The organism is Paenarthrobacter nicotinovorans, from assembly GCF_007670255.1.
GTDB classification, from domain to species: domain Bacteria; phylum Actinomycetota; class Actinomycetes; order Actinomycetales; family Micrococcaceae; genus Arthrobacter; species Arthrobacter nicotinovorans_B.
The window spans coordinates 339,056-358,066 of record NZ_SZVS01000001.1 but is presented as its reverse complement, the minus strand read 5'-3'; the positions used below and the strand labels follow the sequence as shown (position 1 = coordinate 358,066).

The 19,011-nt window shown below is 61.3% G+C and carries 19 protein-coding genes; 11 read left to right on the top strand and 8 right to left on the bottom strand.

What is annotated here, in order from left to right; all coding sequences use genetic code 11:
• Window positions 1-129 precede the first annotated feature (129 nt).
• The 4 genes from qcrB to ctaE form a co-directional block, all read right to left on the bottom strand.
• A complete protein-coding gene (gene qcrB, locus FDP28_RS01675) occupies window positions 130-1,803 on the bottom strand; it encodes a cytochrome bc1 complex cytochrome b subunit (RefSeq protein ID WP_144658880.1) in 1,674 nt (557 codons plus the stop codon).
• A complete protein-coding gene (qcrA, locus tag FDP28_RS01670) occupies window positions 1,781-2,851 on the bottom strand; it encodes a cytochrome bc1 complex Rieske iron-sulfur subunit (RefSeq protein ID WP_144658879.1) in 1,071 nt (356 codons plus the stop codon). Before qcrA ends, qcrB begins: the two co-directional genes overlap by 23 nt.
• 96 nt (window positions 2,852-2,947) lie before the next feature.
• Window positions 2,948-3,736, bottom strand: coding sequence for a cytochrome bc1 complex diheme cytochrome c subunit (qcrC, locus tag FDP28_RS01665; RefSeq protein WP_144658878.1), 789 nt, complete (start codon window positions 3,734-3,736; stop codon window positions 2,948-2,950).
• A gap of 87 nt (window positions 3,737-3,823) precedes the next feature.
• On the bottom strand, window positions 3,824-4,462 hold the full coding sequence (gene ctaE / locus FDP28_RS01660; protein WP_144658877.1) for an aa3-type cytochrome oxidase subunit III: 639 nt from the start codon (window positions 4,460-4,462) through the stop codon (window positions 3,824-3,826).
• Between the two features lie 148 nt (window positions 4,463-4,610).
• Between ctaE and trpD the strand changes: the two genes are divergently transcribed.
• Entirely contained in the window at window positions 4,611-5,669 is a 1,059-nt protein-coding gene (gene trpD, locus FDP28_RS01655) for an anthranilate phosphoribosyltransferase (RefSeq protein ID WP_144658876.1), read from the top strand.
• 36 nt (window positions 5,670-5,705) lie between these two features.
• Here trpD and FDP28_RS01650 read toward each other — a convergent pair whose 3' ends face one another.
• Both FDP28_RS01650 and FDP28_RS01645 read right to left on the bottom strand, forming a co-directional pair.
• Window positions 5,706-5,984: an Lrp/AsnC family transcriptional regulator gene (locus tag FDP28_RS01650; protein WP_144658875.1), complete on the bottom strand. Its 279-nt coding sequence runs from the start codon at window positions 5,982-5,984 to the stop codon at window positions 5,706-5,708.
• A gap of 73 nt (window positions 5,985-6,057) precedes the next feature.
• Window positions 6,058-6,447 (bottom strand): DUF3054 domain-containing protein, encoded by a 390-nt coding sequence (locus FDP28_RS01645; protein WP_144658874.1) that lies wholly within the window; start codon window positions 6,445-6,447, stop codon window positions 6,058-6,060.
• Window positions 6,448-6,624: 177 nt separating this feature from the next.
• On the opposite strand from FDP28_RS01645, the gene FDP28_RS01640 reads away from it, so the two are divergent.
• From FDP28_RS01640 to FDP28_RS01615, 6 genes are all read left to right on the top strand, one after another.
• Window positions 6,625-7,080 carry a VOC family protein gene (locus FDP28_RS01640; protein ID WP_144658873.1) on the top strand — a complete coding sequence of 152 codons (456 nt, stop codon included), beginning with the start codon at window positions 6,625-6,627 and terminating at the stop codon, window positions 7,078-7,080.
• Window positions 7,081-7,165: 85 nt separating this feature from the next.
• Window positions 7,166-7,594, top strand: a complete 429-nt coding sequence (locus tag FDP28_RS01635; protein ID WP_144658872.1) for a VOC family protein — start codon at window positions 7,166-7,168, stop codon at window positions 7,592-7,594.
• 225 nt (window positions 7,595-7,819) lie between these two features.
• Window positions 7,820-8,470 (top strand): RNA polymerase sigma factor, encoded by a 651-nt coding sequence (locus FDP28_RS01630; protein ID WP_144658871.1) that lies wholly within the window; start codon window positions 7,820-7,822, stop codon window positions 8,468-8,470.
• Between the two features lie 163 nt (window positions 8,471-8,633).
• Window positions 8,634-9,764, top strand: a complete 1,131-nt coding sequence (locus FDP28_RS01625; protein ID WP_144658870.1) for a tyrosine-type recombinase/integrase — start codon at window positions 8,634-8,636, stop codon at window positions 9,762-9,764.
• Window positions 9,757-10,110: a helix-turn-helix domain-containing protein gene (locus FDP28_RS01620; protein ID WP_144648897.1), complete on the top strand. Its 354-nt coding sequence runs from the start codon at window positions 9,757-9,759 to the stop codon at window positions 10,108-10,110. Before FDP28_RS01625 ends, FDP28_RS01620 begins: the two co-directional genes overlap by 8 nt.
• Before the next feature lie 400 nt (window positions 10,111-10,510).
• Window positions 10,511-11,605, top strand: a complete 1,095-nt coding sequence (locus FDP28_RS01615) for a Fis family transcriptional regulator (protein WP_260842285.1) — start codon at window positions 10,511-10,513, stop codon at window positions 11,603-11,605.
• Window positions 11,606-12,354: 749 nt separating this feature from the next.
• Here the strand turns inward: FDP28_RS01615 and FDP28_RS01610 are convergent.
• Window positions 12,355-14,748 carry an ATP-binding cassette domain-containing protein gene (locus tag FDP28_RS01610; RefSeq protein ID WP_144658868.1) on the bottom strand — a complete coding sequence of 798 codons (2,394 nt, stop codon included), beginning with the start codon at window positions 14,746-14,748 and terminating at the stop codon, window positions 12,355-12,357.
• Window positions 14,749-14,879: 131 nt separating this feature from the next.
• Here FDP28_RS01610 and FDP28_RS01605 point away from each other — a divergent pair, with 131 nt between their 5' ends.
• The 3 genes from FDP28_RS01605 to FDP28_RS01595 are packed head-to-tail and all read left to right on the top strand — an operon-like array spanning window position 14,880 to window position 17,861.
• Window positions 14,880-16,016 carry a type III polyketide synthase gene (locus FDP28_RS01605; protein WP_144658867.1) on the top strand — a complete coding sequence of 379 codons (1,137 nt, stop codon included), beginning with the start codon at window positions 14,880-14,882 and terminating at the stop codon, window positions 16,014-16,016.
• Complete coding sequence (locus tag FDP28_RS01600) at window positions 16,013-16,738, top strand: class I SAM-dependent methyltransferase (protein WP_144658866.1); 726 nt, start codon at window positions 16,013-16,015, stop codon at window positions 16,736-16,738. Before FDP28_RS01605 ends, FDP28_RS01600 begins: the two co-directional genes overlap by 4 nt.
• Window positions 16,731-17,861: an FAD-dependent oxidoreductase gene (locus tag FDP28_RS01595; RefSeq protein WP_144658865.1), complete on the top strand. Its 1,131-nt coding sequence runs from the start codon at window positions 16,731-16,733 to the stop codon at window positions 17,859-17,861. The genes FDP28_RS01600 and FDP28_RS01595 overlap by 8 nt, the downstream gene beginning before the upstream one ends.
• Here FDP28_RS01595 and FDP28_RS01590 read toward each other — a convergent pair whose 3' ends face one another.
• Entirely contained in the window at window positions 17,862-18,269 is a 408-nt protein-coding gene (locus FDP28_RS01590) for a nuclear transport factor 2 family protein (RefSeq protein ID WP_144658864.1), read from the bottom strand.
• A 51-nt stretch (window positions 18,270-18,320) separates the two neighbouring features.
• On the opposite strand from FDP28_RS01590, the gene FDP28_RS01585 reads away from it, so the two are divergent.
• The gene (locus tag FDP28_RS01585; protein WP_144658863.1) at window positions 18,321-18,995 is read left to right on the top strand and encodes a peptide deformylase; all 675 of its coding nucleotides are present in this window, start codon (window positions 18,321-18,323) and stop codon (window positions 18,993-18,995) included.
• Window positions 18,996-19,011: the final 16 nt, after the last annotated feature.

Sequence of the window (19,011 nt, the reverse complement as noted above, 5' to 3'; positions counted from 1 at the left end):
ACAAGCCCGTGATGGGCTCCGTGTGTGCTGCTCCTGTTCCAGGGGGTGCCGTGCGTATCATCACGACAAGACAAAAGAGGGGCCCAGTCCGTGTGGACTGGGCCCCTCTTGTGGTTGAGTTCCGAGCTGCTAGTGGCTCAGGCTCTTCTGTTCGTCGCCAGCTGCAATGGCCTCGTGGTGGCCGTGCGAGTGGGCTGCTTCGAGTTCCGCGGGAGTTGCTGGAGCAACGCGGTCTTCGAAGAACCAGCGGGACAGTGCTGCGCGGCGCTTCTCCTTGCGGGTTACTACGCCATGCTCGTTCGGCTGTGCCGGCAGGGGAGCGGGTGACTCAAAGCCGACAAGCTTGTACCGCTTGTATTCGTCCAGCGGAGCGTGGACCTCGATGAACTCACCGTGCGGGAGGCGCACAATGCGTCCGGTCTCGCGGCCGTGGAGGGCGATTTCACGATCCTTGCGCTGGAGCGCCAGGGCAATGCGCTTGGTGACGATGAACGCGATGACCGGGCCGATGAAGAACAAGGTCCTCAGCCAGTAGGTCACGTCGTTCAGGGACACGTGGAAGTGGGTGGCGATGAGGTCCGAACCTGCAGCGGCCCACATGACGCAGTACCAGGTGAAACCTGCAACGCCGATGGCAGTACGCGTGGGGGCGTTCCGGGGACGGTCGAGAACGTGGTGTTCACGGTCGTCCTTGGTTACCCAGCGTTCGATCCACGGGTAGGTGAACAGAACGGTGAAGATGATTCCTGCCGGTACGAGGGCCGGAAGAAGCACGTTCAGCGTGAGCGTGTGTCCGAAGACAATCCACTCAAAGTGGAAGTCGTTGACCACGCCGGGCATGAGGCGCAGTGCGCCGTCGACGAATCCGATGTACCAGTCAGGCTGGGTGCCTGCGGAAACAGGGGAGGGGTCGTAGGGACCGTAGTTCCAGATCGGGTTGATGGTGAAGGCCGCTGCCATGAGTGCCAGGACACCGAACACGATGAAGAAGAAGCCACCGGCCTTGGCAGCATAAACCGGACCGAGGGGGTAACCGACGACGTTGCCGTCGTTGCGGCCCGGGCCAGGGTACTGGGTGTGCTTGTGCACAACCACCATGAACAGGTGGATCACGATCATCAGGAGGATCAGTGCAGGTACAAGCAGGATGTGCAGTACGTACAGACGGCCGATGATGGCCGTTCCCGGGAACTCCCCACCGAAGAGGAAGAAGGAGATGTAGGTTCCGATGACCGGGATGGACTTGATGACGCCGTCGATGATGCGCAGGCCGTTGCCGGAGAGCAGGTCATCGGGGAGGGAGTAGCCGGTGAAGCCGGCAGCCATGGCCAGGATCAGCAGAACGCCACCGACAACCCAGTTCATTTCGCGGGGCTTACGGAAAGCACCCGTGAAGAATACGCGCAGCATGTGCACGCCCAGCGATGCCACGAACAGCAGTGCTGCCCAGTGGTGCACCTGACGCATGAACAGGCCACCGCGGACATCGAAGGAGATGTTCAGCGATGAGTTGTAGGCAACAGACATTTCGACGTTGTACAGCGGCGTGTAGGAACCCTGGTAGTGGGTTTCTGCCATGGACGGGTCGAAGAAGAAGGTCAGGAAGGTTCCCGACATCAGCAGGATGACGAAGGAGTACAGCGCCACCTCACCGAACATGAACGACCAGTGGTCGGGGAAGACCTTCCGGCCGAACTCACGCAGGATGCCGGAGCCGCCCACACGCTCGTCTACGAAGTTGGTAAAGCTACCAACCTTGGTCTTCGGAACGAAGGGGGCTTCAGCTGTTGATGAGGCGCTCATGCTCGTCACGCTCCCAGTAACTCGGTCCTACAGGTTCTCTGAAGTCGCTGGTAGCGACGAGGTAGCCCTCTGCGTCAACTGCGATGGGCAGCTGCGGAAGCGGACGGCTGGCCGGTCCGAAGATGACCTTGCATTCCTGCGTGAGGTCAAAGGTGGACTGGTGGCAGGGGCACAGAAGGTGGTGTGTCTGCTGCTCGTAGAGAGCAACAGGGCAACCGACGTGCGTGCAGATCTTGGAGTAGGCAACGATTCCGTTGTAGCTCCAGTTTTCACGGCCCTCGGAGGGGTTCAGCGAGTTCGGGTCCAGGCGCATCAGGAGAACAACGGCCTTGGCCTTTTCGTTCAACTTGCCTTCGTGGAGCTCGTTGAGGCCTTCGGGAATTACGTGGAAGGCCGAGCCGATGGTGACATCCGATGCCTTGATAGGGGTGCCATCGGGATCGCGGGTCAGGCGCTTGAGCTTGCCGTCCTGAGGAGCCCACATGGTGTGCGCAAGTGCCCTGTCCGGACGCGGACCCAGGTCGCCGAAGATGGCGAGAGCAGGCAGGGGAGCCAAAGCGACAGCACCAAGAAGGGTGTTGCGGATCAGCGGACGGCGCTTGATGCCGGTCTCTTCGACGATGTCGTCGACGATGCGCACTGCAGCCTGACGGTCCTCTTCCGTACGGATAGCGTGGCGTTCCTCGGACACTTCGTGATCGGGCATCAGGGCCTTGGCCCAGTGCACGATGCCGGTGCCGATACCAAGCATTGCGAAGGCAGTACCGAGACCCAGAAGGAGGTTCTGCGTGCGGATCGTTGCAATGGTGGTGTCGTCGCCAAGGTCAATGGCGAAGTACGCCACCAGGAAGACCAGCGTTCCGATGACAGAGGTGCCAAACAGAATGGCTACCTGACGCTCGGCGCGCTTTGCGGCTACCGGGTCCGTGTCAGCCAGGCGCAAACGATGCGGAGGAAGACCAGGATCCTGGAACTTCTCCACCTCATTCTGACCAGCCGTAGCTACGGTGCCCGAGTGGTTCGGACTGCCGTCACTATGGTTGCCCATAATTCGCCTCATCCTTCTCTCGTTGTCTCGACCGGGGCCGAGTTGTTTTCAGTTTCAAACTGCTGACTGTGCAGCAGAAGTTTTGTTGTGTCCCGATCAGGACGTGCGTGACGTCAGCCAGATCGTGAAGGCGATGATGACACCCAAACCGGCAACCCAAACGAACAGGCCTTCAGAGACCGGGCCGAGGGATCCGAGGTCCGCGCCGCCCGGGGAACCATTGGCTTCAATGGTCTTCAGGAACGTGATGATGTCGCGCTTGTCTTCGGGGGTGACATTCGAGTCGTTGAAGACGGGCATGTTCTGGGGACCGGTAGCCATTGCCTCGTAGATGTGCTGCGAGGTGACATCTGCCAGGGCCGGAGCGAACTTACCCCGGGTCAGTGCACCGCCGGCTGCAGCGGCGTTGTGGCACATGGCGCAGTTGACGCGGAAGAGTTCTCCACCCTTTGCGGCGTCACCCTTGCCATCGAGCAGGTGCTCTTCCGGAATGGCCGGACCTGCACCCAGGGATGCGACATAGGCCGAGAGCTGCTTGGTCTGCTCTTCATTGAACTGGACGGGCTTCTTCTGGGCCTGAGGGCCGTTCATCTGCATGGGCATACGACCGGTACCAACCTGGAAGTCAACCGCGGCAGCACCCACGCCGACCAGCGAGGGGCCGTCCTGGGTTCCGCTGGCCCCCATGCCATGGCAGGTGGCGCAGTTGGCGGCGAAAAGCTTGCCGCCCTGTTCTACGTCACTGGCGCTGTAGCTGGTGGTGTCGGCCTTGGCCTGGTTGACAGATGTGGCGACGGCGTAAAGCCCACCAGTGAGGAGGAGGCCCATCAGCAGCAGCGCAATTGCTGCCAATGGGTGACGTCGCTTCTGCGAGAGTGCCTTCACGTGGTGGTTCCTTTATTCGATCCTGCGTCGGCTCCGTGAGCCGCTTCTTGAAATTCTGCCTCTTGTAGAAAAAGAGTCAAGCCGGGCTTACTTGAGGACGTAGATGACCAGGAAGAGGCCAATCCAAACGACGTCGACGAAGTGCCAGTAGTACGAGGTGACGATTGCCGACGTCGCTTCAAAGTGTCCGAACTTCTTGGCCGCAAACGCACGGCCGATAATGAAGAGGAAAGCGATCAGACCGCCGATGACGTGAAGGCCGTGGAAGCCTGTGGTCATGTAGAAGGCGGAGCCATAGGCGTTGGAGGACAGGGAGACGTGCTCGGAGACGAGCATGGCGTATTCCGTGGTCTGGCCGGCTACGAAGAAGGCACCCATGATGAACGTGAGGGTGAACCATTCGGTCATGCCCCAGCGGGTGAACTGGAAGAGCCCACCGGTACGGCGGGGTTCGAGCCGCTCGGCGGCAAAGACGCCCATCTGGCAAGTAAAGGAACTTGCCACCAGGACGATGGTGTTGACGAGCGCAAACGGGAAGTTGAGCTTGGCCGTCTCTTCGGCCCACATCAGTCCTGATGTGGAGCGCAGGGTGAAGTACATGGCAAAGAGGCCGGCGAAGAACATCAACTCACTGGACAGCCAAACAACGGTTCCAACAGAAACCAGGTTAGGGCGGTTCAGCGTCGGGTGCGCCGGGGTACTGGGGGCATGGGTCGCAGATGTCACAAGGACATTATGTCTGTAAAAGTCCAGAGTTCCCAATGCAAACCACCGATTCGGGAGACTTTTTCTACAAAGACGCGAAATCGCGCGGAAAAGTTCCCGGCGTGGTTCACATTGGTCATCGGCGTGGCTGGCTCGATAGCATCAGGGAGTGACTTCTCCGGCATCGGCACCTGCAGCCAGCAATACCTGGCCAGGGCTCATCTCAGCACTGATCAACGGCGACGACCTTGCTGTGGGCAACACAGAGTGGGCCATGAACACGATCATGTCCGGTGAAGCAACCCCATCGCAGATCGCCGGTTTCCTTGTAGCCCTCCGTGCCAAGGGCGAAACGGTTGAAGAGCTTGCTGGATTGGTTGAAGCCATGGTCCAGCACGCCAACCCGATTTCCATATCGGGCGAAAAGCTCGACATTGTCGGAACCGGTGGGGATCGGCTCAACACCGTAAACATCTCGACGATGGCGGCCCTTGTTGCTGCCGGAGCCGGGGCCAAGGTTGTGAAACACGGAAACAGGGCTGCCTCGTCAACATCGGGTTCGGCTGATGTCCTGGAGGCGCTCGGGGTTCGGCTGGACCTCTCCATCGAACAGGTGGCGCGCAATGCCGAAGAGGCGGGCATCACGTTCTGCTTCGCCCAGGTTTTCCATCCGTCCTTCAGGCACACGGCGGTTCCCCGACGCGAACTCGCCGTCCCAACCGCCTTCAATTTCCTTGGACCCATGACCAATCCTGCCCATGTGCAGGCTTCGGCTGTGGGTGTGGCCAATGCGCGGATGGCGCCATTGGTTGCCGGAGTCCTGGCTCGGCGGGGAAGCCGTGGCCTCGTATTCCGCGGTGACGACGGACTGGACGAGCTGACGCCCACTGGGCCGTCCACGGTGTGGGAAATCAGGGATGGTTCCGTGGAGGAGCAGGTTTTCAGTCCCGCGGAACTTGGCATTAAGCCATCCACCGTGGCGGACCTTCGCGGTGGAGACGCCAGCGTGAATGCCGGCGTCGTTCGTGAAGTCCTCGACGGGAAGGTTGGTCCCGTCAGGGACGCTGTGCTGCTGAACGCGGCCGCCGGGTTGGTGGCCTTCGATCTCCAGGCCGATGGCAGCTTGCTGGAGCGCATGCGCTCAGCGTTCGACAGGGCAGCTGAGTCCATTGAGTCCGGCAAGGCTGCCGAAGTGTTGGCGAAATGGACGGCCCTCAGCCAGAGCTGATGGGGCTTTAACCCGGCCCCGGGGGTGGGTCAGTGCTTATTCAAAACCGAGTGCAAAGGCGGCATCGAGGTCGTGCTGCGAGTAGGCACGGAAAGCGATGTGCGTGGTGGTGTGGACCACCGACGGCACCTTGGACAGGCGGTCGGCAATGACGTCTGCCAGTTCTTCATGCTGGGAAACCCTGGCGACCGCAATGAGATCCCATTCGCCGGTGACCGAATAGACCTCACTGATGCCTTGGATGGCCGAAATTTGCTCGGCGGTTTCCGGGATGCGTGAGGCATCGGTCTTGATCAGAACGAAAGCGGTGATCACGTGGGGCCTTTCCGAAAAAAGCATCGTTGCGGACGGTTCCCAGCCTAGTGCATCCTCTGGTTCCCGGTCCGGATCACGCCCGGTGTTGCCGCTTGGCCGCGGCTCGACGGATCAGGGTGGACAAGGCACGGAATCCGAGCAGGAAGACGCCCAGGCTGATCAACGCAACAATGATGAAGGGCAGGACAACGGTCTGTCCCGTTGCGGCCCTGAGCAACATCCCAACGCCCACAGCGCCCAGCCACACTGCCACACCCGACGGCCAGACGGAGAAGGGCGTTCGCCATACCCTGAGGACGAGCCAGCCAACCAGTGCACCAACCAAAAATGGCCAGGCGGTGATGAATGCGCCGGAGATGATGTCTCCGCGGGCGTGGGCGTCCCGGCCGATGGCGGCGAAGACAAGAATCAGGACAAGATCCCCGGCGGCGGCTGCCAGCCGGGACTTTGTGGACGAAGGCATGCCTTTGACCCTATCCGGGACCTCCCGCAGGCGCGAAGTCGATCCCCGTTCAGCCAGCCCGGTTCGTGTTCCACCACCGCCAGGAAGAATCGATGCTGGCCCGTTGTGTGAGTGAACTCACGGTACTAGCCTCTGATGGGGGACACGCGGTTCCCGTCGTTCTTCGAGGAGTGGCGCATGCAGAAGATCTCTACTTGTTTGTGGTTCGACGGCCAAGCGGCTGAAGCGGCACAGTTTTACACATCGATATTCGACAACTCTTCGATAAGCCCTGGAGTGCCCGGTCCGGACGGCACCGCCCTGACGGTCGAGTTTGAAATAGAGGGCCGGCAGTTCATGGGTCTCAATGGAGGCCCACATTTCACGTTCAATGAGGCAGTTTCCTTGGTGGTGAACTGTGAATCCCAAGAGGAGGTCGACCGATACTGGGAGGCTTTGCTTGCCGGGGGAGAGGAGAGCCAGTGCGGGTGGCTCAAAGATAAGTTTGGTCTTTCCTGGCAAATCGTTCCCACTGCCATGACCGGACTCCTGAACGGTCCGGATCCGGCAGGTTCACAACGTGCCATGGAGGCCATGTTGAAAATGCGCAAACTTGACCTTGCCGTCCTGCAAAAGGCGTACGACGGCGACTGAAACTGTGGGGGAGGGCTGACGCCCGGCGCCCGCGAGGCACGATGACGTGCAATTACACCCAACAACCATAAGGAGAACTGACCACATGACTTCCCGCTTGAATCCCTACATCTCCTTCAGGGACAACGCCCGTGACGCGATCACTTTCTATGAATCAGTGTTCGGCGGCGAGTTGAATATCAGCACCTTCGGCGATTACCAGGCCAGCCAGGATCCGGCCGAAGCCGATAAGGTCATGCACGCCATGCTTGTCTCGCCCAGCGGGCTGACGATCATGGCCGCAGATACGCCCAACGGCATGGAGTACAACCCGGGAAACAACATTTCCGTATCGCTGAGCGGCGAGTCTTCGGACGAGGCTGAACTTCGCGGCTACTGGGACAAACTTGTCGACGGCGGAACGGTCACCATGCCGCTCGAAAGCGCGCCGTGGGGTGACGTCTTTGGCATGTGCGTGGACAAGTTCGGCATAGCGTGGCTGGTGAATATCGCCGGAGCCCAGCAGCAGAGCTGAGCCCGGCAGCACAACTGAGCGCAGGCAAACTGACGCATCGCACAAGGGCCCCGCTGGAAAGTTCCAGCGGGGCCCTTGTGCGCCGCTAGCAGCTCTTGGTGGCCGCTCATCGCAAAATCCTGCGCCCACCGCTCGAATCCCGGCAAAAAGCTGCATTTTCCGTCAGCTTGGTTTCTGGCGCCCTAGATTCAAGGACCCCTTGATCAATGCGCCCGAAGAGGAACCATGCCCACTGCTGCCTTGCCACATCCCGCAGTCAATGACGAGCAGCTGCAGCGCCTGCCCTCGCCTGAATCCGTCGGCGCGCGACGGGGGAGGGGGCGGTACGGTTCGGTTGGGGAGAGCGACGACGATGCCCTGATGGCCCAGGTCCGGGCCAGCAAAGTTGCCGCGTTCGGAGAACTCTTCGACAGGTATGGCGGTATCGCGCTCTACGTCGCCATGAGGGAAGCGGACAATCCGTCAGATGCCGAGGATGTCGTGGGTGAAGCTTTTGCGGCCGTCTTTCAGGCACTGATGGAAGGCGGCGGTCCGAAGCAATCGTTCAGGGGCTACCTGTTGAGTACCGTCCGGCGGATGGCACATCGTCGAAACGTCCAGGCGCGGCGTGCCTTCCCGGTGAAGTTTCCGTTGCCGGAGGACATTGGGGATGACCAGTCAGTGCTGGATCCCGATGAGACCGCAGCGCTGATCCACGCATTGCGTTCTCTGCCGCATCGCTGGCAATCAGTGCTCTGGTTCAGTGAGGTGGAAGCCATGAAGCCGGCTCAAATTGCCGAGCTGATGGGGATCACCCCGAATGCTGTCTCAGCCTTGTCCTTTCGGGCGCGACGTGGGTTGCGCAGCGCTTACCTGAGGGTCAGTGTGACCCAGTGAGAGGGTAGGCCTCCAGAACGCTACTTGACATAATGTAGATTATCGGCGTTAAAGAAGGACGAGTAGAAGTAGATGAGAGAACCCGTCCCATCCCGCTTTCTCGTGTTTTCGCAGCTCAGGTAGGCGTTGCAGTACTGAAGCGCCATGGGCTTGTCGCGAGTGAATGCGCGAGGCCGTGCGGCTCGGCGACGTTCTGACCAACGTGAATGTCGGGCTGCTGCGTGCCGAGGACCGCGTCTTTGAAGCGATGCTAGATGGCTGGCGGGCGCAGATGCTGGCACGCGGGCTGTCGACGTCGTATATCAAGAGCTCGTGCGGGACGGTCCAGCGGTTTCAGGAGCATGCGAATGAGTACCCGTGGACGTGGTCGGCGCATCACGTGGATGAGTTCCTGGCGGACCGGCGGAGCTCCGAGAAAGGTTTGGCGTTATCGACGCTGCGGGCTAATTCCGGGGCTATCAGGGCGTTCTGCTCATACCTGACTGATGGGCGCTACGGTTGGGCGGCGTTCTGCGAACGGGTTTTCTCGGACATCCCGGTGCAGGTCGTATTCGAGTGGAACTCGCCCCGGCATACAACGGATGATGCGATGCCGGCACGCCGCCGGGCGTTTACCAGGGCCGAGCTGCAGGCGTTCTTCGACGCCGCCGACGACTTGGTGGACACTGAGTTTGCCAAGGGATCCAAGCGCTGGCTTCCAGCCTTGAGGGACTCGACGGCGTTCAAGGTCGCTTACGCCTACGGGCTGCGGCGGCGTGAGCTGGCGATGCTCGAATACGTCGACTTCGGGCCCAACCCGCACGTTGAGTCTTTCGGCCGGTTCGGGGCGCTCCAGGTGCGCTGGGCCAAGGGAACCAGGGGCTCAGGCCCCCGCCGACGCACGGTTCTGACTGTCCCCGAATTCGATTGGGTCGTCGGGCTCCTTGAGTATTGGCTCTCCCCTGACGGCCGGAAACGTTTCCCCACCGCCGACCGGTCAGCCAGCCTGTGGCCCTCGGAACGCTCCGGCTCCACTGTTTTCCGCAATTTTGACCGCTCTTTCCAGCGGGTGAGGAAAATCGCCGGGCTCCCGGAGGAACTTTCCCTGCACACGTTGAGGCATTCGTACGTGACGCACCTGATCGAGGCCGGCTACGACCCGTTGTTTATCCAGCAGCAGGTCGGGCACAGCTACTCCTCGACCACGGCCCTCTATACTTCCGTGTCGGCGGACTTCAAACAGAAGACCATCCAGAAAATGATCGCCCAGCGGCTGCGCAGCGGCGGCACAAATGAGGGGAACGGCCATGGCTGAACAGCGACGGATTGGCTACCGCTGGAATCTTCGTCAGCTGATGGCCCAACGGAACCTCTGGAAGACCACCGAGCTTCTCCCCCTGCTGAAATCCCGGGGTATCAATCTTTCCAACGCCCAGGTCCACCGGCTCGTCACCGGAACGCCGGAACGCATTCCAGCCCAGACCTTCGCGGCGCTCTGCGACATCCTGGAATGCACGCCCAACGACCTCTTCGAACCCTACGTGCAGATGCGCGCCGCGAAGACCGCCAACGCCCCGAAGAAGCCAGAGGACCTTGGCATCGCCCCCGGTGCGCCGATCGCTCGACGGATCCGCGTGCTGCCACCGGATGAAGATGCCTAGGCCACGAAAAGCCGGAGACCCCGTCAGATGGCCTGAACCATGCGGACGCTGCGGTGAACACCATCAAATCGCGGTCCGCTGGCCGGACGGCGGAATCTGCGGTTACTGCTACCAGCAGGCCAAAAGAACCCGAGGCACCTGCGCCTGCGGTCACGAGGGTGTCCTGCCCGGCCGCGTCGACACGCTGCCGGCATGCCGAAGCTGCTCCGGAGTCCAGCTCAACATCGACTGCATCGGATGCGGGAACGAGGATGAACTCCACTCAGGGAACCGATGCTGGTCATGCATCCTCGCGGCCACCGTCGACAGGCTCCTCAGTCCACCGGATAACCAACCACCCTCCCCGGCGCTCCGGGCAGTCGCCACCGCCTTGAAATCCATGAAGCGGGCCAACAGTGGCATGACCTGGATCCAGCAACCGCACGTCACCGCTTTCCTCCAGCAACTGGCGGCCACGCCTGTGATCACCCACACCCACCTCGACGAACTACCGGCATCCCGCACGCGCGAATACGTCCGAGGACTACTCGTCGAACACCAGGCGCTGCCGCGCCGCGATGAACTCAGCGCAAGGTTTGCTGAATGGGCCGAGCAGGCACTCGAGCGGATCACCAGCCAGAACCATCGGGACATCATCCGGCGCTACATCCGCTGGCACCACCAGCGCCGGATGAACCAGATGGACGAGGTCACCCAAGGCACCTTCCTGCGGGCCAAACAATCAGTCACCGTCGGCATCGAACTGCTGAACTGGCTCACCGAACGAGACACTGAACTCGCAGCACTGACCCAAGCCCACCTGGACCGATGGCAGGCAGAAGGCCCAACGACACGGGGCATTGCCTCACGCTTCCTCGACTGGGCCACCAGAACCAGCCTTATCGATCCCTCATTGAAGCTGCAGCCCCACCGTCGCGGCACCAGCCCAAGACTCGATGCAGCCGCTCAAGCAGAGCTCGTCCGCGGCCTCAGCCACACGACCGACATGAGCCCGCGGGACCGAGCAGCGGCCATCCTCGTTCTGGTCTTTGGCCAACAGGTTTCCGACATCGTCCAGCTGACGTGGCACGACGTCAAGGTGACAGAGGATCTGGTCACGGTCACCTTCGGAGCCGTCGAGATCGCACTCACCTCGCCGCTCGATGAGCCCTGGAGAGAACTCGCAGCCACCCCGACCCACGATCAAACAGCAGCGCACCCCAACAGCAACTGGGTGTTCCGCGGCGGCGCCCCCGGCCGGCATCTTCGCGCTTCAACCCTCACCCAGCGCCTCAGCGCCGCGTTCAGCAGCCGGGCCGCCAGACTCGGAACCCTACACGAGCTTACGAAAATCGCTCCGGTGGCCATCATCGCCGAAGCTCTCGGCTACGCCCCGGCCACGATCGATCGCCACGCACTGGCCTCTTCGGCCAACTACATAGAATACATCTCGTCGCTCCACGCACCAAGTTCAAGTCACGACAAACCATCGCTGCCTCTTCGCAGGGGCTACTAGGCCACGCATTGCGCCTATTCCGGCGAAGCGATCCATATCTCGCCATTAGAGAGAACGCGGGCGAGGCATTCGGCGATACGTACCGCATCCTCTTCTGTCGAACCAGGCACGAGCCTGATCCCAAGATGCGAGGCCGGAAGATCTGCACTTACCACTGCTCTTTCGACACTTGGGTCTTCATCGCAGGGACTCAGCGAGTCATATCTGGGATGAATCGCACCTACATTCCAAGAGTCGTCCTCGCTGATGGAACGTTGAAACGACCCCGCTTGCGATCCAGCACAGCCCGCCAGAAGCAGGGCTAAAACTGGAGACAAGGACTTAGGAAGCGTGCTCATGACTCATGATATGGACAACTCGTGCTGGCCTCATGGTTGTTATTCCGCCTCAAGCGCCTCTTCCTCATACCGGCTGACCAACTAGCCACCGTAATCCAGGCTGCCCTGCAGCATCGACTTCTCGCAAAGCGATGGAAACCTTGACGCTAGGAGGCGCGTTCTCACCGGCCCATGCTGAAGCCTCAGCAAGGCTCACGGAATCAAGATTAAAAGCCGACACAGAATGACCGTCCACCAGGAAGACCCGAAAATCAGAGGTGGTCGATTCCCATACTGTGTCTCGCTCATCAACAAGCCGTGCCTTCATGCACTCAACCTACGACGCGGACTTCATGCGCCCGGAGCAGACGCCAACTCGTCCCACACCAACACGTCCCGCTGCCAGTTCGGTAACCTCTGTGGAAGCGGCTCTCAGGCGCCTACATAGGCGGCTAGATGCTTGCCGGTCAGCGTCCCTTTCCCAGCCACCAGTTCAGCCGGCGATCCAGCGAAAACTATCCTGCCGCCGTCGTGCCCGGCTCCGGGTCCGAGGTCGATGATCCAGTCGGCATGAGCCATGACTGCTTGGTGATGCTCGATCACAATGACCGATTTTCCTGACTCGACCAGGCGGTCCAGCATGCCCAGCAGGTTCTGGACATCCGCCAGGTGCAGGCCCGTGGTTGGTTCGTCCAGGATGTAGATGTCACCCTTCTCGGACATCTGCGTGGCAAGCTTCAGCCGTTGCCGCTCACCACCGGACAAAGTCGTCAACGGCTGGCCCAGTGTCAGGTAGCCAAGTCCGACGTCGGCGAGGCGGTCAAGGATTTTGTGGGCTGCCGGCGTGCGGGCGTCGCCATCACTGAAGAAGGCTTCGGCTTCATTCACCGACATTGCAAGCACTTCTGCAATATTGCGCCCGCCTAGCTTGTATTCAAGAACAGAAGCCTGAAAGCGCTTTCCCTCACATTCTTCGCACGTGGACTCGACCGTGGCCATGACGCCCAGATCTGTGTAGATAACGCCCGCGCCGTTGCACGTTGGGCAGGCGCCTTCGGAGTTTGAACTGAAGAGCGCCGGCTTGACGCCGTTTGCCTTCGCGAATGCCTTTCGGATGGGCTCCAGAAGGCCCGTGTAGGTGGCCGGGTTGCTCCTGCGGGAACCGCGAATGGCACCTTGGTCGATCACCACCACGCCGTCACGTTTGGCCACTGAGCCGTGAACCAGTGAACTCTTTCCGGAGCCGGCGACGCCGGTCAGGACGCACAAAACACCCAAGGGGATATCCACATCCACATTCCTGAGGTTATTGGTGGAAGCGCCTCGCACTTCCATGTGCCCCTTGGCGGTACGGGCCTTTGCCTTCAGGGAGGCACGGTCATCGAGGTGGCGCCCGGTGATGGTGTCACTCCCCCGCAATCCTTCCAGATCCCCTTCGAAGCAGATTGTGCCGCCGCCGCTTCCAGCGCCTGGGCCGAGGTCGATGATGTGATCCGCGATGGCGATGGCTTCAGGCTTGTGTTCGACCACCAGAACGGTGTTGCCTTTGTCCCGCAGCTGAAGCAGGAGCTGGTTCATGCGCTCAATGTCGTGCGGGTGCAAGCCGATGGTGGGTTCGTCGAATACATAGGTGATGTCGGTCAAGGACGAGCCGAGGTGGCGGATCATCTTGGTGCGCTGGGCCTCTCCCCCGGACAGGGTGCCCGCGGGACGGTCGAGCGACAGGTAGCCCAGTCCAATGTCCGTGAAGGAATCCAAAAGGTGCTGGAGCCCTTTGAGCAGCGGCGCCACCGAAGGCTCGTCCAGTTGGCGGATCCAGTCCGCGAGATCGCTGATCTGCATGGTGCAGACGTCGGCAATGCTCTTGCCATTGATCTTGGAAGACCGGGCCTCCGGACTCAGCCTGGTGCCCTCGCACTCCGGACAGGTCGTAAACGTGATGGCCCGCTCGACGAAGGCGCGGACATGCGGTTGCAGGGCGTCGACGTCTTTGGAAAGCATCGATTTCTGGATCTTCGGAATCACGCCCTCGTAGGTCAGGTTGATCCCTTCCACCTTCACTTTGGTGGGCTCGCGATACAAAAGATCGTGCAGTTCCTTCTTCGTGAATTTGGCGATCGGCTTGTCCATGTTGAAGTAACCGGTCCCGCTGAAGATGCGTCCGTACCAGCCGTCCATGCTGTAACCAGGAATGGTGAGGGCGCCTTCGTTGAGCGATTTGCTGTCGTCGTAGAGCGCTGTGAGGTCGAAGTCGCTGACCGAACCCATGCCTTCGCAGCGGGGGCACATCCCGCCCAGCCGGTTGAAGGTGGCTTTTTCCGTCTTGGTCTTGCCTTCGCCGCGCTCGACGGTGATTGCTCCACTGGCCTTCACCGTGGGGACATTGAACGAATAGGCGTTCGGGGATCCAATGTGGGGTTGTCCAAGCCGGCTGAACAGAATACGGAGCATGGCGTTCGCATCAGTGGCGGTACCTACGGTCGAGCGGGGGTTCGAGCCCATTCGCTCCTGGTCGACGATGATCGCCGTCGTCAGCCCTTCCAGCACATCCACATCAGGTCGTGCCAGGGAGGGCATGAAACCTTGGACGAAAGCGCTGTAAGTCTCATTGATCATCCGCTGCGATTCGGCGGCAATGGTGGCAAAAACCAGCGAACTCTTGCCGGACCCGGACACCCCCGTGAACACGGTGAGTCGTCGCTTCGGGATCTCGATGCTGACGTCCTTCAGGTTGTTTTCGCGTGCGCCCTGCACCCGGATGAGGTCATGGGTATCGGCAACGTGCAGCTCAGGAGATTGTGTATCCGAACCCGCAGCAATAGTCATGGTTTCTCCGTCCATTGGGCGGCGCTGCCCAACAGTCCCCCGTCGGCGTCGCCTGGCTCTGGTTGACCACCCTCGGTCAATACGATTGATTCTGCCATTGTCTTCCCGGCTTTACTCACTAAGAATGAAGCATGCCGGTATACATGAGGTCTCTCGAAACCGCCGTTCCCCCAACCATCCTTGTCCAGCAGCAAGCCCGTGAGGTTTTCGCTTCCCAACCTGGCCTGACGCGGCTGGGTACCCGGCTCGTCACCACGTGTTTCGATTCGGCTGCCATCGACACACGCTTCACGGCAGTGGAAGAGCTTAGCCTTGACGCACATCCCGAAAGCCCGAAGTTCTTCGACCCCCGGACCAATATGGTCTTGAGCCCCAGCACCAAAGTCCGCAATGAAATTTTTGCCACCGAAGCCACCAAACTGTTCATCGAGGCCGGCAAGACGGCAGTGGCCCGGGCCCAAGGCGTTGACCTTGACGACATCACGCATGTGATCACGGTGTCCTGTACGGGATTCTTCAATCCCGGTCCCGACTACAAGGTGGTCAGGGCCTTGGGCCTCAACCCGGCGGTCCAGCGCTACCATCTTGGGTTCATGGGCTGCTATGCGGCGTTCCCGGCCATGAAAGCTGCAAAGCAGTTCTGCGTGGCGGATCCTGAAGCGGTGGTCCTGGTGATCTGTGTGGAACTCTGTTCCCTCCACGTCAGGACGTCCAATGATCCGGACACCATCATGGGCTCGGCGATCTTCGGAGACGGCGCGGCCGCGGCAGTCATCTCGGCAAGGGAACCGGAAGGCGACGAACCGGTGATACGCCTGGATCACTTCGAAACAGTCCTGACACCGGTTGGCGAGGAAGCCATGGCATGGAACATCGGCGACGAAGGATTTGAAATGGTCCTCGGCTCCTACGTGCCGCACATTATCGAAGAGCACATCACGGGCGCGCTGGAACCGTTGCTGGCCAAGGAACCGGAGCTCGCCGGGGTGCCGTACAAAGACATCACACACTGGGCCATCCATCCCGGCGGACGGAGCATCCTGGACAAGGTTGAGTCAAAGCTGGAGCTGACCCAGGAGCAGCTGGTACCGGCCAGGGAAACGTTGCGGGAATTCGGCAACATGAGCAGTGCAACGGTCCTGTTCGTCCTGAAGTACATGCTGGGGCAGGCGGCCAGCGAACGGGAGGAGCGGATCTGCTCCATGGCGTTCGGTCCCGGGCTCACGGTGGAGACCGGCCTCTTCACACTGGTCTCCCCCGCTCTGTGAGTCCTTGGGGGTCCCTCAGGGAGAGGGACCTTTACAGCATCGAGGACATGGACGGCCCCGACTGCGACCCGCTGTTGCTCAACAGGACGTATGCGCGCTTTCCCGTGGTCAACAGGCTCCTTTCACGGTGGCGGAGTACGTACAGACGCCGCCTTCGCCCGCTCTTGTCCGAAACAGGGCGCGCGACATTGCTGGACATCGGAAGCGGTGGTGGGGACGTGGCGCGCAGCCTGGCCCGGTGGGCCCGGCAGGACGGTTTCGTGCTCGACGTGACTGCGATTGACCCGGATCCACGGGCCAACGCTTTTGCCACTGGCCTGCGCGCCGTGGAGGGAGTGTCGTACCGACAGGCCCACAGTTCGGAGCTGGTTGCGGAAGGAGCGGTTTTCGACGTCGTCATTTCCAACCACATCCTTCACCACCTGGACGCACGGCAGTTCGCTGGAGTCCTGCGCGATTCCGAACTGCTCGCCGGGCGTGTAGCCCTTCACAATGACTTGGCACGGAGCAACGTCTCCTACCTTCTGTTCATGGCCGGCTTCTGGCCCTTGGGATGGGGTTCCTACATTGTGAAAGACGGCCTGCTGTCCATCAGGCGCAGTTACACCTTGCCGGAACTGAGATCGGCAATTTCGTCTGATTGGCGGGTTGAGCGCAACGGACCCTGGCACAACATGCTGGTCCACGAGAACCGCGGATTGGGGAAGCGGGAACGTGCTTGACGTCGTCGTTGTCGGAGCGGGGCCGGTGGGCCTCTTCATGGGCCTTCTCCTCCTTCAGGGCGGTCATAAGGTGCGTATCCTCGAACGCCGGACCGGCAGAGGCACCCGCTCCCGTGCGATCGGAATCCACCCACCGGCGCTGGCTGAGCTGGAACGTGCCGGTGTTGCCCAGGAGCTCGTCCGCGCCGGAGTCCAGATTAGGAGGGGCGTCGCCTACAGCCAGCGACGCAAGGTTGCCGAATTGCCGTTCTCCAGCGATCCCGCGTTCCCCTTCATCCTTGCGGTCCCCCAGACGGTCACCGAGAAGGTGTTGGAGGACGCGGTGCTGGAGGTGGATGAGGCCGCGATCGCCCGTGGTGTGAACGTCCTGGAAGTATGCGACGACGGCCCAAACGTGCGCGTCCGGGCCGCGTCGTCGGCGGGAAGCCAGGAGTTCACCGCCCACCTGGTGATCGTTGCCGATGGCGCCCATTCTTCGCTTCGATGCCGGTTCGCCCCGAACGTTCCTTCAAACAGCTATCCGGACGCCTACCTCATGGGCGACTTCCCCGACAGCACCGGACACGGTGCGGATGCGGTGCTGTATCTGGAGCCCGCTGGAATCGTCGAGTCCTTTCCGCTGCCGGGAGGCGTCCGGAGGTGGGTGGTACGGCTCGGCGCACCGGCCACGGGCGCGACGGCGGACACCTTGGCTGGGTTGGTCGAGTCACGAACGGGTGAGGTGCTGGAGCCGGCCGGCAATACGATGCTCAGTGCCTTTGAGGTGCAGTCGCGGCTGCTTCCACGGATGGTGCACGGGCGGGTGGTGATGCTCGGAGACGCCGCCCACGAGATCAGCCCCATCGGTGGGCAGGGCATGAACCTGGGGTGGCTGGACGCAGCGGCCCTGTCGCCGATCATCGACGCCTCCTTGGCAGGAACAGACGTTGGGGCGCTGCTGCAGGACTTTGAGAAGACCCGGAGGAAGGCTGCGGTCCGCGCGTCGCGGCAGGCCGGCCTGAACATGGCCTTGGGCAGACCACTTCCGCCGGCGGCCATGACAGTGAGGAACAGACTCTTCGCCGGCCTGCTGGGGATGCCTGGTGTTACGCAGCTCGTGGAGCGGCGCTTCACCATGCGGTAGCTATTCGGGCACGGTGTAGTAGCAGTCGTAGGTGTCCTGGCTGATGATCAGGCCATCCCGCAGCTGGAAGACTGCTGTGCTCCGTGCGCGGATGGTGTCACCACGGTCCCAATGCGGAAGGTCCAGAAGCAGCGTGGCCGACCAGTTCATCTCCAGCACCACACGGTCATCCTGGCTGGTGGTGCGGACGACCTCAAAGCGTTGGTCGGCCACGATGTCCTGGCTGTCGTCAGCGCCCGACAGGGTTTCGGCAAGATTCCGGGTGGAGCCGGTCTTGGACAGGGCATGGGGCCATTCAGTGAGCTGGAAGTCCTCAGCCAGGAAAGGCCGCAGTTCGGCTGAGCCGCCGCCGGCTTCAACTGCCCGCACGAACGAGAGTACGTGCTCCAGAGGGGTGGGAGTGGTCATCCCATGAGCCTAGCCCACTGCCCAAGACGCTCGTAGCGATAGGCTCGATGCATGACGCATCAAACTCATCCCGGAGCCAAGAGTCCCGCTACGGACTTCAATTCCCTCCAAATCCGGGACGCCGTCCGAAGGCTGTTGGACTCCGAAGAACTGCCCGTCATCGTCCAGGCGGGGCACCCGGTGCTGCGCCAGCTCGCCGCGCCGTATGACGGCCAGCTCGACGACGTCGAACTGCTGGCACTGATCGACCGGATGCGCGAGGCCATGCATGCAGCGCCGGGTGTCGGCCTGGCGGCTCCACAACTCGGCATTCCCCTGCAGCTGGCTGTCCTTGAGGACAAGTACGAGATCGATCCTGTCTCCGCTGAGGTGCGGCACAGGGAACCACTGGACTTTTTCGCCATCGTTAATCCGACGTACCGGCCCTTGGGTGTGGAAACAGCGTCGTTCTATGAAGGATGCCTCTCAGTGCAGGGGTATCAGGCTGTGGTGGAACGGCACCGGAATGTTGAGTTGTCCTATGCCACGCCTTCCGGTGAGCCGGTAGAGGAATGGTTCTCGGGGTGGCAGGCCCGTATCGTCCAGCATGAAACCGACCATCTCCACGGTGTCTTGTACCTGGACAGGGCTGAGATCCGGTCCTTGGCGAGCAATGCCGAGCACACAGCACGTTGGGCTTCTCCGGACATCGACGAGGCGCGCAGGTCACTCGGTTTCCCCGGCTGAAGCCGTTGAGTGACCT